We start from the raw sequence: 13,072 nt of genomic DNA on the forward strand, positions 1-13,072 counted from the left end.
TACGTTTCACCCTCATCTCCCCACGATGATCGACATCACCCTCGAAAACTTCCAGACCGAGCTGATCGAAGGCTCGATGACCACCCCGGTGCTGCTCGACATCTGGGCCGAATGGTGCGGACCCTGCAAGCAGCTCGGCCCGGTGCTCGAAAAGCTTGAAGTCGAATACGGCGGGCGTTTCACGCTGGCCAAGCTCGATGCAGACAAGGTGCCGCAGATCTCGCAGCAGCTGAGCCAGATGTTCGGTGTGCGCAGCATCCCCTTCTGCGTGATGTTCAAGGGCGGGCAGCCGGTGGACGGCTTCGTCGGCGCCGTTCCCGCCGACCAGGTGCGCGCCTTCCTCGACAAGCACGTGCCGGGCGCGGACGAACTCGAAGCGGCCGAGCACGAGGAAGCCGCGCAGGACGCTCTCGCCGAAGGCGACACTGAAGGCGCTCTCGAGAAGCTCCAGCATGCGGTGGCCACCGACCCGGCGAACGACGATGCGCGCTTCGACTACGTGAAGCTGCTGCTGCAACAGGGCCGCACCGACGACGCCAAGGTCGCCTTCGCGCCGGTGATCGCCAAGGCATCGGCAGTGCGCCGCTTCGACGCCCTGCAGCGCTGGATGGAGGCCCTCGACTTCGCCGCGCCGGCCGCCGGCGGGGCGCCGACGATGGCGGATGCCGAGGCGCGCATCGCCGCCGACAAACGCGACTTCCAGGCCCGATTCGACCGGGCCCGCCTGCTGATGGCGGTACAGCGCTGGACCGACGCCATGGACGAGCTGCTGGACATCCTGATGCGCGACAAGGGCTGGAACGAGGACCTGGCGCGCAAGACCTACATCGCCATCCTCGAGATCATCGAGCCGCCGAAGCCCAAGGTGGCCGACGGCCAGATCCCCCCGGACGATCCGACCGTGGCGACCTACCGGCGGCGGCTGAGCAGCGTGGTGCTGAGCTAGGACTTTCCGCAAGGGGCCGGAGGCTCGCATTACGATTGGCGGGTTTCATTGCGTTGCAGAAGGAAAGTCCGGCCATGCGCTTCCTCCCCCTGACCGCGGCCCTGCTGGCTTCCGCGCTGATGTCCGGCTGCGGCAGCGGCATCAGTCTCGACGAGCCGATCGAAGGCCCCATTTGGCAGCTGGAGCAGCTCGGCAGCGAGCTGATCGAACCGAGCAGCGACCCTCGGCGCAACCCCCAGATCCAGTTCGAACGCGGCAGCGGCAGGGTGAGCGGCACGGGCGGCTGCAACCGCGTCACCGGTACCTACGAGCGCAACGGCAGCATGCTGCGCCTGCGCCAGTTGGGCGCCACCCGCATGGCCTGCCCCAACGAGGCCAGCACCATCAACGAGACCCAGTTCTTCGCTGCGCTGCAGGCGACGGCCAGCTACCGCCTGCAGGGGGGTTCGAAGCTGTCGCTGCTGGATGCGAACGGGCGAACCGTGGCGACGTTGAGCAACGGCAGCGCGCGCTGATGCGCACCCTTCACGCCCGGCTCACCACTTGGGCGGCAAGGCCTTGAGCAGCAGCAGGCGCGGCCCGTTCGCCGCCACGTAGCCGCCGGTCTCCAGGTCCTTCAGCAGCCGGCTCACCATCTCGCGCGAGCATCCGATTTCGCTGGCGATGGCTTGATGGGTGAGCCGTTCCATCTGCCAGCCGCCCTCGGGCAGCGGCTGCGACCGCGTCTCCAGCAGCGCCTTGAGCCGGCTGTAGACATCGAGCAGGGCCATGTTGCGCGCGCTCTGCGTCGCCAGCCGCGCTCGCCGGATCAGCCGCTCGATCAGCGCCATCGCGAACTCCGGCTCCTGTGCGATGTGCTTGAGCACGGTCTCCCGCGTCACCACGGCGCAGACCGATGTCTCCACGGCCTGCACGCTCGCCGAGCGCGGCCCGCCATCGAGCGACATCTCGCCGACGTACTCTCCCGGCCCGTGCAGGCCCAGCGTCACCTCGCGCCCGCGCGCATCCGAGACAAAGGCGCGCAGGCGGCCCGAGAGCACGATATAGACGGAGCCGCCCGCGTCGCCCTCCTCGATCAGCATGGCATGGGTGCGGTAGCGACGCTGAACCCCGAGGGCCGCGAGGCGGCGCAGCGGTGGCGGCAGGGGGTCGAGGGCATCGGCGCGGGGGACGACGGTCGTCGGCAGCATGCGCGGACTATACGGCCCGCGCAAGCGCTGGCGGGCGGCCGCCTGCGCATCGGAGAACGCCGTCGGACGGCCTCTGCGCACCCGCTCGTTCAGTCCGACCCCACCAGCCGCAGCGCCGAGACGATCTGCGGCATGCGAGAGAGCTCACGCACGATCTCGCGCACGCTGCCGCGGCCGGTCTTCTGCCGCACGTTCTTGATGTGGGTGCGCACGGTGGAGACGCGGATGCCCTGCAGACAGGCGATCTCCTGGGCACCGCGCCCGGCGCACAGTTGGGTCAGCACCGCCTGCTCGGCCGGCGTCAGGTGCTTGGCGCGGGCGAACATCTGCATGGTGAGGGTCTCGCAGGTGGAGCGCCGGCTGGTCATGATCAGCACCGTGTCGACGGTGGCGCTGCCGTGGTGCATCGCCAGCGGCACGAAGGCCAGGGTCAGCGGCTCGCCCTCGGCGTCGAGCTCCACGATGCTGCGGCAGTCGCGCTCCGCGTCCTTGAGGGCCTGGCGGATGCGCGCCTGCCACGCCGGGAGCGCAGTTGCCAGCATGCCGTCGACTTCGCGCAATGCGCGCCCGCCCGCGAGTTCGCGCCGCGCAGGCCGGTTGGCATGCAGGAGGCGGCCCGTCAGGTCCACCAGCAGCAGGCCATGGTCGATTTCGTCGAGCACGCGCGCCAGGAGGCCGGCTTGCAGGGCCTCGGGCGGTGCGTCGTGGCGTGGAACGGGCGATGCGGGGGCGGTCACGTTCATGGCACTTCCTCATCCTTCGGTCTTCATGAGAGGACAGTTTGAACAAGCCGGGCCCGGCCGGGCGGTGACTATTGCCACCGCATTTGTGACTTATTCACGTCGGACGGCCGCCGGGCGTCCCGGGCAGGCGGCCGGTCAGCCGGTCAGCCGCTGGAGCGCCTCGCGGTACTTGGCGGCGGTTTTTTCGATCACATCGGTAGGCAGGCGGGGCGCCGGCGGGGTCTTGTCCCAGGGCTTGCCGTTGATCTTGACGGTCTCCAGCCAGTCGCGCACGAACTGCTTGTCGTAGCTTGGAGGATTGGCGCCGGCGGCCAGCGCGGCCTGGTAGCCCTCGACGGGCCAGTAGCGCGAGCTGTCGGGGGTGAGCACCTCGTCCATCAGCACCAGGGTGCCGGCTTCGTCGAGGCCGAATTCGAACTTGGTGTCGGCAATGATCATGCCCTTGGTCAGGGCGATGGCAGCCGCCGTCTCGTAGATCGCGATGCTGGTGTCGCGGATCTGCTGGGCAAGCGCGGGGCCGACGATCTCGACCACGCGCTCATAGCTGATGTTCTCGTCGTGCGCGCCCGCGGCCGCCTTGGCCGCCGGCGTGAAGATCGGCCGGGGGAGCTGACTGGCATTGCCCAGACCTTCGGGCAGCGGCACGCCGCAGACCGCGCGGCTTTCCTGGTACTCCTTCCAGCCGCTGCCGGCCAGGTAGCCGCGCACCACGGCCTCGACGGGGATCGGCTTGAGGCGCTTGACCAGCATCGAGCGGTCCTTCACCTGGGGGATTTCGGCCGGAGCCACCACGCTCTCGGGCGCCTCGCCGGTGAGGTGGTTGGGACAGATGTGGCCGAGCCGGTCGAACCACCACAAAGCCATCTGCGTGAGGATCACGCCCTTGCCGGGGATCGGCTCGCCCATGATCACGTCGAAGGCGGACAGGCGGTCGCTGGCCACCATCAGGATGCGGTCTTCGCCGACGGCGTAGTTGTCGCGTACCTTGCCGCGCGCGAGCAGGGGCAGGCTCTGGATGGAGGAGGTGTGGACGGTGGTCATGGCGGGGATGGGAACGGCGTGAGCAGAAGACGACAGCGATTGTGCGCGATCGGGATAGGGGCCGGTCAATGCAGACCGGACCCCTCCCCCACCACCCGGCATGCGGGTCCGCACCGGGCGGTTCGAGAGTTTGAGGTCATGAGAGTCTGGGCAGGCCCAGGCGGTCAAACCAGGCGATGGTCAGCACGCTGTTGAGCAGCTTGGCGCTATTGCGCCACCAGCGGCGGCTGTTGGCCGCCACCCGTTGCGCCACCACAGGAACTTGCGCCCGAACGCACCGGCAACCACGCTCTTGGTCTCGTTGACCTTCAAGCGCAGCTTGTCATACAGCCGCCGCAGCGGCGCCATCACCCGCTCGCCCGCCCGGCGACTGCGGACGTACACGTTGCGGTCATCGGCGTAGCGCACGAAGCAATGGCCCCGGCGCTCCAGTTCCGCCCATGCTGGGCGCACCAGAAAAAAAGCCACCGCGAAGGTGGCTCTGGCTGGAGAAGGAAAGGATCAGACCACTTCCTGCGCCAGCTCGCCCTTTGCGTACTTGGCGGCCACGACCTGCAGGGTGTCGCCCTTGATCTTGGCGGCCTGGCCTTCGCAGCCGAATTCGATGTAGCGCTGCTTGCAGATCTTCTTGGCGGCCTCGCGGGCGGGCTTGAGCCATTCGCGCGCATCGAACTTGTCCGGATTCTCGGCCATGAACTTGCGCACCGCGCCGGTCATCGCCAGGCGGATGTCGGTGTCGATGTTGATCTTGCGCACGCCGTACTTGATGGCTTCCTGGATTTCCTCGACCGGCACACCATAGGTTTCCTTCATCTTGCCGCCGTACTGGTTGATGATGGCCAGCAGGTCCTGCGGCACGGAGGAGGAGCCGTGCATCACCAGGTGGGTGTTGGGAATGCGGCGGTGGATTTCCTTGATGCGGTCGATCGCCAGGATGTCGCCGGTGGGCTTGCGGCTGAACTTGTAGGCGCCGTGGCTGGTACCGATGGCGATGGCCAGGGCGTCCAGCTGGGTCCTCTTGACGAAGTCGGCGGCCTGCTCGGGGTCGGTGAGCAGCTGCTCGCGCGTCATGGTGGCGTCGGTGCCGTGGCCGTCTTCCTTGTCGCCCTTCATGGTTTCGAGCGAACCGAGGCAGCCCAGTTCGCCTTCGACCGTCACGCCGACCTTGTGCGCCATGTCCACCACCTTGCGGGTGACGTCGACGTTGTAGTCGTAGCTGGCGATGGTCTTGCCGTCGGCTTCGAGCGAGCCGTCCATCATCACCGAGGAGAAGCCCAGGTTGATCGCCCCCTGGCACACGTCGGGGCTCTGGCCGTGGTCCTGGTGCATGACCAGCGGGATGTCGGGATAGGCCTCGATGGCGGCGAGGATGAGGTGCTTGATGAAAGGCTCGCCCGCGTACTTGCGCGCGCCGGCACTGGCCTGCAGGATCACCGGTGCGCCGGTTTCCTTGGCCGCCTCCATCACGGCCTGCACCTGCTCCAGGTTGTTGACGTTGAAAGCAGGAATGCCGTAGCCATTGGCGGCGGCGTGGTCGAGCAGTTCGCGCATCGAAACGAGTGCCATGGGAATACCTCGCGGGGGGAAGAATTAAGAAGTAAAAACTACAGCGATTCTACCGAGCCCCCTTGTCGGACAGGACTGACGCCCCCCGATGCGACCGGGAGGCGAGCGAAGCGCGAAGGCCGGCGGGCTCAGAAACAGACGCGCACGGCTTCTCAGCTGACTCGGCAGATCTTGAGCATGTTGGTGCCCCCCGGCGCACCCATCGGCTCGCCGCAGGTGATGGCGTAAATATCGCCGGTCTGCACGATGCCGCGCTTCTTCAGGTGGGCCTCCGCGCGCTCCAGCGCGGTGTCACGGTCGGTTTCTGCGTCCATGAGCAGCGGACGCACGTTGCGGTACAGGGCCATCTTGCGCTGGGTGGCCAGGCGAGAGGTCAGGGCGTACATGGCGATGTGGGCGCGATGGCGGCTCATCCACAAGGGGGTCGAGCCGGATTCGGTCAGGGCGACGATCGCCTTGGCGCCCAGATGGTGCGCGGTGAACAGGGCGCCCATCGCGATCGACTGATCGATGCGGCTGTAGGTCTGGCCGCTGAAGTCGGCGTCGAGGTGCTTGTCCTCGGCCTGCTCGGCGGCCTCGCAGATGCGGCTCATTTCCTGCACGGTTTCCAACGGGTAGCGGCCGGAGGCCGTTTCGGCCGAGAGCATCACGGCGTCGGTGCCGTCGAGCACCGCGTTGGCCACGTCGCTGACCTCGGCGCGGGTCGGCACCGGGTTGCTGATCATGGACTCCATCATCTGGGTGGCGGTGATGACCACCTTGTCCATCTCGCGCGCCATGCGGATCATCTTCTTCTGCAGCGCCGGCACCGCGGCGTTGCCCACTTCGACCGCGAGGTCGCCGCGCGCGACCATGATGCCGTCGCTGGCGCGCAGGATTTCCTCCAGCTTCGGAATCGCCTCGGCGCGCTCGATCTTGGCGATCATGCCGGGCTTGTGGCCGAACTCGGCCGCCGCCACGTTGCACAACTGGCGCGCCATTTCCATGTCGGTCGCGTTCTTGGGAAAACTCACGGCCACGTAGTCGGCCTGGAAGCTCATGGCGGTCTTGATGTCCTCCATGTCCTTGGCCGTCAGCGCCGGAGCCGTGAGGCCCCCGCCCTGCTTGTTGATGCCCTTGTTGTTCGAAAGCTCGCCGCCCAGGCGCACGGTGGTGTGCACCGCCTCGCCCTTCACGGCGTCGACGCCCAGCACGATCAGGCCATCGTTCAGTAGCAGCCGGTCGCCCGGCTTCACATCGCGCGGCAGGTCCTTGTAGTCCAGGCCCACGGCGTCGACATCGCCCAGCTCGGTGCGCGAGGCGTCCAGCACGAACTTGGCGCCGGCCTCCAGCACGACCTTGCCCTCGGTGAATCTGCCGACGCGGATCTTCGGCCCCTGCAGGTCGGCCATGATGGCCACTTCCCGGCCGGCCCGTCGCGCGGCCTCGCGCACCATGGCGGCGCGGTTGATGTGGTCCTGCGCCGTGCCGTGGCTGAAATTGAGGCGCACCACGCTCACCTTGTGATGGATCATCTGCTCCAGCAGCTCGGGCGAACTGGAGGCGGGCCCGAGGGTGGCGACGATCTTGGTGGCATGACGGGGTAAGCGGGGCGTGCTCATTCATTGTCTCCGGGTTGTATGCCTAACTGTATACACTTTTCAGGGCGCGCGATAGCCCCTCGGGTACTTCGGCGCGCTCGCCGACTGCCGTCAGCCCGCCGCTCTCTTCTGCAGGATTTCGAATGCCGGCAGGGTTTTTCCTTCGAGCACTTCGAGGAAAGCGCCACCACCGGTCGAGATGTAGCCCACCTGATTCTCGATACCGTACTTGGCGATGGCTGCCAGCGTGTCGCCGCCCCCGGCGATCGAGAAGGCGCTGCTGTCGGCGATGGCGCGTGCAATGGCTTCCGTGCCCTTGGAGAAGGCGTCGAACTCGAACACGCCCACCGGGCCATTCCAGACGATGGTGCCGGCCTCGCGCAACTGCGCGGCCAGTTGCGCGGCGGTCCTGGGGCCGATGTCGAGGATCAGGTCGTCCTCGGCCACGGCGGTCGCGTCCTTGACGGTGGCGGGCGCGTCCGCGGCGAAGGTCTTGGCGGTGACCACGTCGACCGGGATCGGCACCGCGGCGCCGCGCGCGCGCATGGCCTCGATCACGGCACGGGCCTGGTCCTGCAGGTCCGGCTCGGCCAGCGACTTGCCGATGGGCAGGCCCGAGGCAAGCATGAAGGTGTTGGCGATGCCGCCGCCGACGATCAGCTGGTCGACCTTGCCGGCCAGGCTCTCGAGGATGGTGAGCTTGGTGCTGACCTTGGAGCCGGCGACGATGGCGACCAGCGGCCGCTTGGGATCGGCCAGCGCCTTCGTGATGGCGTCGATCTCGGCCGCCAGCAGCGGCCCGGCGCAGGCGACCTTGGCGAACTGGGCGATGCCGTAGGTGGTGGCCTCGGCGCGGTGCGCGGTGCCGAAGGCGTCGTTCACGTAGATGTCGGTCAGCGCGGCCAGCTTGCGGGCCAGCGCCTCGTCGTTCTTCTTCTCGCCCTTGTTGAGGCGGCAGTTTTCCAGCAGCACGACCTGGCCGGGGTTGACGTCGACGCCGTCGACCCAGTTCGACACCAGCGGTACCTCGCGGCCCAGCAGCTCGCCCAGGCGCTTGGCCACGGGCGCCAGCGAGTCCTCTGGCTTGAACTGGCCCTCGGTGGGGCGGCCCAGGTGCGAGGTGACCATCACCGCCGCGCCCGCCTCCAGCGCCTGCCGGATGCATGGCACCGAGGCGCGGATGCGGGTGTCCTCGGTGATGTTGCCCGCATCGTCCTGCGGCACGTTGAGGTCGGCACGGATGAACACGCGCTGGCCGCTGGCTTTGCCTTGCGCTGCGAGGTCGGTGAATCGAAGGATGTTCATGGGGTCGGGCGGGGTGAAGCGAAAGAGAGGCGCCTCTCGAAGAGGCAAGGAAGGCAAGCGGCGATTGTAGGTTTGGCGCCGGGGCGGCCTGTATCAGCGGGCAAGCTCAGCCGGCCAGTGCCGGCTGCTGCGCAAAGCGCTGCAGGATCTCGACGAAGCCCGCGGCCGCCGGCGAGAGCGAGCGCCGCGCGGCCGCGTACACGCACACCTCGCGATGGAAGTCGGGGCGATCGAGCGCCACCATCTGGAGCCCATGGGCACGCACCAGTGAGGCGGAGTAGGTCGGGCAGACCGTCAGCCCGAGGCCGGCGGCGACCATGCCGAGCGCGGTGGTCATGTACGACACCTCCTGCGTCGAGGCCCGCTGGAGAAAACCCCGCGCCTCGGCCTCCAGCTCGGGCAGCACGCGTTGGCGAAAGTCGCGCGTGGGCGCGATGAAGGTGTGGGGGCCGAGCTCGCTCCAGCGAACCTTGCGCCGGCGCGCGAGGGCGTGGTCCGGTGGACAGATCAGCCAGTGGCGGTCGCGGAACAGGGTGCGGCGCTCGATGGCGGCGGGTTCCACCGCGACGTCCTGGCCCACCGCGAGCTCCGCCTCGCCGGATGACAGAGATCGGCCAACAGGCGCTGCACCGAAGGCTGGAAGGCGCGGCCGGCTTCCGACAACAGCACGCGCCGCGTGTGGCGGTCGAACAGCTGCACGCCCATCTCGCGCTCCAGCTCGCGCACCAGCTCGCGCACCAGCACGCTGAGCGCCGACTGCGTCAGGTGCAGGCGCGCGGCCGCGGCGGTGAAGCAGCCGGTCTCCGCCACCGCGTCGAAGGCGCGCAGCTGGCGCAGCGTCAGATTCATGGTCGCAGTTCATCAATCAATGAACTTATTTCGATTGAATCGAAAGAAGAAGCGAGGCCCAATCCACACGTTTGCCCGGAGACCTCCATGCCCCCTGCCGAGACCGACACACACGCCGACACGGCGCTGCCCGCGCCCGCTGGCGTACCCGTGCGCGGCCTGCACCACTTCGCCTGGCGCTGCCGCGACAGCGAGGAGACACGCCGCTTCTACGAGGACCTGCTGGGCCTGCCGCTGGTGCACGTGATCAAGAGCGACCACGTGCCCAGCACCGGCGAGTACTGCCCTTACGTCCACATCTTCTTCCAGATGCGTGACGGCTCGTACATCGCCTTCTTCGACCTCGGCGACGACACGGCCGCGCTGCCCTCGCCCAACACGCCCGCCTGGGTCAACCACCTCGCCCTGCGGGTGGACTCGGTGGCCGACCTGGTGGCCGCCAAGGCACGGCTGGAAGCGGCCGGCATCGAGGTGCTGGGACCGACCGACCACCACATCATCGCGTCGATCTATTTCTTCGACCCGAACGGCCTTCGCGTGGAGCTGACCACGCCGACAGCGCCGGCGGCCGAGATGGAGGCCCATGCCCGGCGCGCCCGTGCCGAGCTGGATGCATGGACCGAGCGGAATGCCCAACTGCGCGCGAAGGCGGCGGCATGACGGCGCTGCAGCTCGCCGTCATCGACGTGAAGCCCGGCGCCGCGCTGGAAAGCCAGTCGGGCCTGCAAATGCTGCGCCCGCGCATCTACGGCGCCTACCGCGCGCCGTCCGGCCCGAAGCGGATCGCGGCGCTGGTGATGCACCCCACGAGCAATTTCATGGGCCACTACCTGATCGAGCCGCTGGCCGCCCGCGGCATCTGCTGCATGGGCCTGAACTCCCGCTACATGGGCAACGACACGGTGCTGCTCATGGAGCGCGCCATCCAGGACATGGGCGCCGGCGTGCGCTTCCTGCGCGACCTGGGCTACGAAAAGGTGGTGCTGATCGGCAATTCGGGTGGCGCGGCGCTCGCGAGCTTCTACCAGGCCCAGGCCGACGACCTGACGGCGCACCACTTACCGGACGGCGATCCAAGCCACCTGCATCCGGATGACCTGCCGCCGGCAGATGGCATCGCGCTGTGCGCAGCGCACCTGGGCCGCTCACGGCTGATGCGCGAATGGATCGACCCCTCGGTGACCGACGAGCGCGATCCGCTGTCGGTGGACCCCGAACTCGACATGTACGACCCGCGCCATCGCGTTCCTTACGACGCGGCGTTCCTCGCGCGCTTCAGCGCGGCGCAGAAGGCACGGCTGGACCGTCTGGAAAACTGGACCCTGGAGCGGCTGCGCCTGTTGCGCGCCACGCCCGGCGCGCCGCGCGACCAGGCCTTCGTCATCTATCGCACCCATGCCGATCCGCGCTGCGTGGACCTCTCGATCGATCCCAACGACCGCGCACCGGGGAGCGTCTGGGGCGATGCGCGGCAGGTCAACGACTCGGCCAACGCGATGGGCCGCACCACTTCGCTGACCGCCTTCCTCTCGCAGTGGTCCTCGCGCTCGCAGGCCGACGGCCCTGCGAACCTGGCGCGCACGCGTTGCCCCAAGCTGCTGTTGACCTACACGGCCGACCAGTCGACCTTCCCGAGCACGCGCGACGCATGGCTCGCGGCCGGCGGCGATCGCATAAGAAACGTCGACATCGTCGGCGGCAACCACTATCTCGCCGGCCAGCCCGAGCTGGTGCCGCAAGCGGCCGATGCGATCGCCGAATGGGCCCGCGCACTGTGAGCGACGCATGGCCGTCCGAGCGCGCGAAGGCTTACCAGCCCAGGCCCAGGTGCAGCGGAAGGTAGACCGCCATCCCTGCCGTCATCGTCCCCAGGATGCCGTGCCGCCAGAAGAAGTAGGCAGCGCCGGCGGCCGCGCCATACAGGCGCGCGTCCTGCCAGGTCGTGATCAGGTGGCCCTGCGTCATCACGATCTCCGGGATGATCACCGCGGCGAGTGCCGCCACCGGCGCATAGTGCAGCGCGCGGTGCGCCCACTCGGGCAGGCCCCAGGGCCGGTCGAGGATGAAGAAGAAGCAGCGCGTGAGCACGGTCACGCCGGCCAGGCCGATGATCACGGCCAGGGTCCACAGGTCTGTCGTCTCGCCGTTGCCGAACGTCACCTGTCGTCCTCCGCATCCGGGTCCAGCCCGAACCGCTTTTCGAGCCAGAAGCACAGCAGCACCGCCACGCCGATGGCGGCGACGATGTTGAGCCGCAGCGGCAGCGCATAGGCCGCCACGGCCGTGGCGCCGGCGATCAGGGCCGCCAGCATGCGCAGGCGCGTCGTCACCATCGAGCAGACCACGGCGACGAGGCAGAGCACGCCGGCAAAGCCCAGGCCCCAGCTTTGCGGGATCAGGTTGGCCAACATGATGCCCAGCAGGCTCATGGCCATCCAGGAGCACCAGGTCATGCAGTAGTTGCCGGTGAGGTACGCCTCCTGCGCGCGCTTCTCGGCTTCGTCGGCGGGCGGCTGCTCGTAGCGGCGGGTGAAGAAGGCGTAGGTCATGTCGGCCGTGAGGTAGCCGTGCGTCATGCGGCGCCAGCGCGGCATGTGCATGAGATAAGGCCGCAAATGCAGGCTGAAGACGACGAAGCGCAGGTTGACGCAGAAGCCGGTGGCCAGGATCACCCAGGCCGGCGCACCGGCGATCAGGAGCGGAATGGCGGCCAGTTGCGAGCTGCCGGCGTAGACCAGCAAGGTCATCGCGATGGCCTCGAACACGCTCATGCCGGACTTCACCATGGCGACGCCGGTCATCAGACCCCAGGCACCGGTGCCGACGGCGACCGACGACATGTCGCGCATGCCCTCGGCGAACTCCGGTTGGCTGCGGATGGAGGACGAGAGGAACATCAGCCGAAGACCTGCCCCGGCTTCACATCGAAGCCGCGCAAGAAATCGGCTACCGGCAGGCGCTTGCCGCCGGAACGCTGCAGTTCGGTGAGCATGACGACCCCGTCCTTGGCCGCGACCGCCACGCCCGATGGGCTGACGGCGAGCACCGTGCCGGGCGGGTCGGCCGGCATGCCGGACTGCAGGCGCGCGGCCCATAGCTTGAGGGTCTCGCCATTCAGAGTACTGGCGGCGCCGGGGAAGGGGTCGAAAGCGCGGATGCGGCGCACGATGGCGGCCGACGCCTGCGACCAATCGATCCGCGCCTCCGCTTTCTCCACCTTGTGGGCATAGGTCGCCCCTTCGGTCGGCTGGGGCACCGGCTGCAGGGTGCCAGCCTGCGCCTGTTGCAGTGCATCCACCGCCAGGCGCGCGCCCACGGCGGCGAGGCGGTCGTGCAGCAGCGCAGTGCTGTCTTCGCCGATCGGCAGCGATTCGCGCAGCAGCATGTCGCCGGTGTCCAGGCCGGCATCCATTTGCATGATGGTGACGCCGGTCTCCGTGTCCCCGGCCTCGATGGCGCGGTGGATGGGCGCGGCACCGCGCCAACGCGGAAGCAGGCTCGCGTGGATGTTGAGGCAGCCCAGGCGGGGTGCATCGAGCACCCACTGCGGCAGGATCAGGCCATAGGCCGCGACCACCATGGCGTCGGCCTGGGCACCGAGGATGGCCGACTGCGCCGCCGCCGCGTCTTCGGGGTACTTGCCGTCCAGGCGCAGGCTGCGCGGCTGTGCGAGCGGCCAGTGCCGCGCGACCGCCAACTGCTTCACTGGCGAGGCGTGCAGCTTCATGCCGCGGCCCGCCGGGCGGTCCGGCTGCGTCAGCACCAGCACGATCTCGAAACCCGCCTCCGCTATGGCCTCGAGCGCGACACTGGCGAACTCGGGTGTCCCCGCGAATGCGATCCTCATGCGGA

The 13,072-nt window shown here is 68.4% G+C and carries 13 protein-coding genes and 2 pseudogenes; 4 read left to right on the plus strand and 11 right to left on the minus strand.

Annotated features, from left to right (window positions below; genetic code table 11):
- The first annotated feature begins 25 nt into the window (after window positions 1–25).
- Both ABEA07_RS27655 and ABEA07_RS27660 read left to right on the plus strand, forming a co-directional pair.
- A complete protein-coding gene (locus tag ABEA07_RS27655) occupies window positions 26–946 on the plus strand; it encodes a tetratricopeptide repeat protein (protein ID WP_345541941.1) in 921 nt (306 codons plus the stop codon).
- Between the two features lie 74 nt (window positions 947–1,020).
- A complete protein-coding gene (locus ABEA07_RS27660; RefSeq protein WP_345541942.1) occupies window positions 1,021–1,461 on the plus strand; it encodes an META domain-containing protein in 441 nt (146 codons plus the stop codon).
- Window positions 1,462–1,482: 21 nt separating this feature from the next.
- On the opposite strand, the gene ABEA07_RS27665 is transcribed toward ABEA07_RS27660, so the two are convergent.
- The 8 genes and pseudogenes from ABEA07_RS27665 to ABEA07_RS28710 all read right to left on the minus strand — a co-directional run bounded on the left by ABEA07_RS27665 (window position 1,483) and on the right by ABEA07_RS28710 (window position 9,220).
- Window positions 1,483–2,136, minus strand: coding sequence for a Crp/Fnr family transcriptional regulator (locus tag ABEA07_RS27665; RefSeq protein WP_345541943.1), 654 nt, complete (start codon window positions 2,134–2,136; stop codon window positions 1,483–1,485).
- Window positions 2,137–2,225: 89 nt separating this feature from the next.
- Entirely contained in the window at window positions 2,226–2,879 is a 654-nt protein-coding gene (locus ABEA07_RS27670) for a helix-turn-helix transcriptional regulator (protein WP_345541944.1), read from the minus strand.
- A 135-nt stretch (window positions 2,880–3,014) separates the two neighbouring features.
- Window positions 3,015–3,920 (minus strand): phosphoribosylaminoimidazolesuccinocarboxamide synthase, encoded by a 906-nt coding sequence (locus ABEA07_RS27675; protein ID WP_345541945.1) that lies wholly within the window; start codon window positions 3,918–3,920, stop codon window positions 3,015–3,017.
- A gap of 136 nt (window positions 3,921–4,056) precedes the next feature.
- Window positions 4,057–4,355 (minus strand): annotated as a pseudogene (locus tag ABEA07_RS27680) (group II intron reverse transcriptase/maturase); the annotation flags it as partial.
- Between the two features lie 66 nt (window positions 4,356–4,421).
- Complete coding sequence (gene fba, locus ABEA07_RS27685) at window positions 4,422–5,486, minus strand: class II fructose-bisphosphate aldolase (RefSeq protein ID WP_345541946.1); 1,065 nt, start codon at window positions 5,484–5,486, stop codon at window positions 4,422–4,424.
- Between the two features lie 152 nt (window positions 5,487–5,638).
- Window positions 5,639–7,087: a pyruvate kinase gene (gene pyk / locus ABEA07_RS27690; RefSeq protein WP_345541947.1), complete on the minus strand. Its 1,449-nt coding sequence runs from the start codon at window positions 7,085–7,087 to the stop codon at window positions 5,639–5,641.
- A 90-nt stretch (window positions 7,088–7,177) separates the two neighbouring features.
- Entirely contained in the window at window positions 7,178–8,371 is a 1,194-nt protein-coding gene (locus ABEA07_RS27695) for a phosphoglycerate kinase (protein WP_345541948.1), read from the minus strand.
- Window positions 8,372–8,477: 106 nt separating this feature from the next.
- Window positions 8,478–9,220, minus strand: a pseudogene (locus tag ABEA07_RS28710) (LysR family transcriptional regulator).
- Window positions 9,221–9,307: 87 nt separating this feature from the next.
- Between ABEA07_RS28710 and ABEA07_RS27710 the strand changes: the two are divergent.
- Both ABEA07_RS27710 and ABEA07_RS27715 read left to right on the plus strand, forming a co-directional pair.
- Window positions 9,308–9,880 (plus strand): VOC family protein, encoded by a 573-nt coding sequence (locus tag ABEA07_RS27710; protein ID WP_345541951.1) that lies wholly within the window; start codon window positions 9,308–9,310, stop codon window positions 9,878–9,880.
- Complete coding sequence (locus tag ABEA07_RS27715; RefSeq protein ID WP_345541953.1) at window positions 9,877–10,998, plus strand: alpha/beta fold hydrolase; 1,122 nt, start codon at window positions 9,877–9,879, stop codon at window positions 10,996–10,998. Before ABEA07_RS27710 ends, ABEA07_RS27715 begins: the two co-directional genes overlap by 4 nt.
- Window positions 10,999–11,029: 31 nt before the next feature.
- Here ABEA07_RS27715 and ABEA07_RS27720 read toward each other — a convergent pair whose 3' ends face one another.
- The 3 genes from ABEA07_RS27720 to fmt are packed head-to-tail and all read right to left on the minus strand — an operon-like array spanning window position 11,030 to window position 13,067.
- On the minus strand, window positions 11,030–11,380 hold the full coding sequence (locus ABEA07_RS27720; protein WP_345541955.1) for an AzlD domain-containing protein: 351 nt from the start codon (window positions 11,378–11,380) through the stop codon (window positions 11,030–11,032).
- Window positions 11,377–12,117 carry an AzlC family ABC transporter permease gene (locus ABEA07_RS27725; protein WP_345541956.1) on the minus strand — a complete coding sequence of 247 codons (741 nt, stop codon included), beginning with the start codon at window positions 12,115–12,117 and terminating at the stop codon, window positions 11,377–11,379. The genes ABEA07_RS27720 and ABEA07_RS27725 overlap by 4 nt, the downstream gene beginning before the upstream one ends.
- Window positions 12,117–13,067, minus strand: a complete 951-nt coding sequence (fmt, locus tag ABEA07_RS27730; protein ID WP_345541957.1) for a methionyl-tRNA formyltransferase — start codon at window positions 13,065–13,067, stop codon at window positions 12,117–12,119. The genes ABEA07_RS27725 and fmt overlap by 1 nt, the downstream gene beginning before the upstream one ends.
- Between the last annotated feature and the right edge of the window lie 5 nt (window positions 13,068–13,072).

Origin of the sequence: Variovorax defluvii, assembly GCF_039541515.1 — a bacterium.
Lineage (GTDB): Bacteria > Pseudomonadota > Gammaproteobacteria > Burkholderiales > Burkholderiaceae_C > Variovorax > Variovorax defluvii.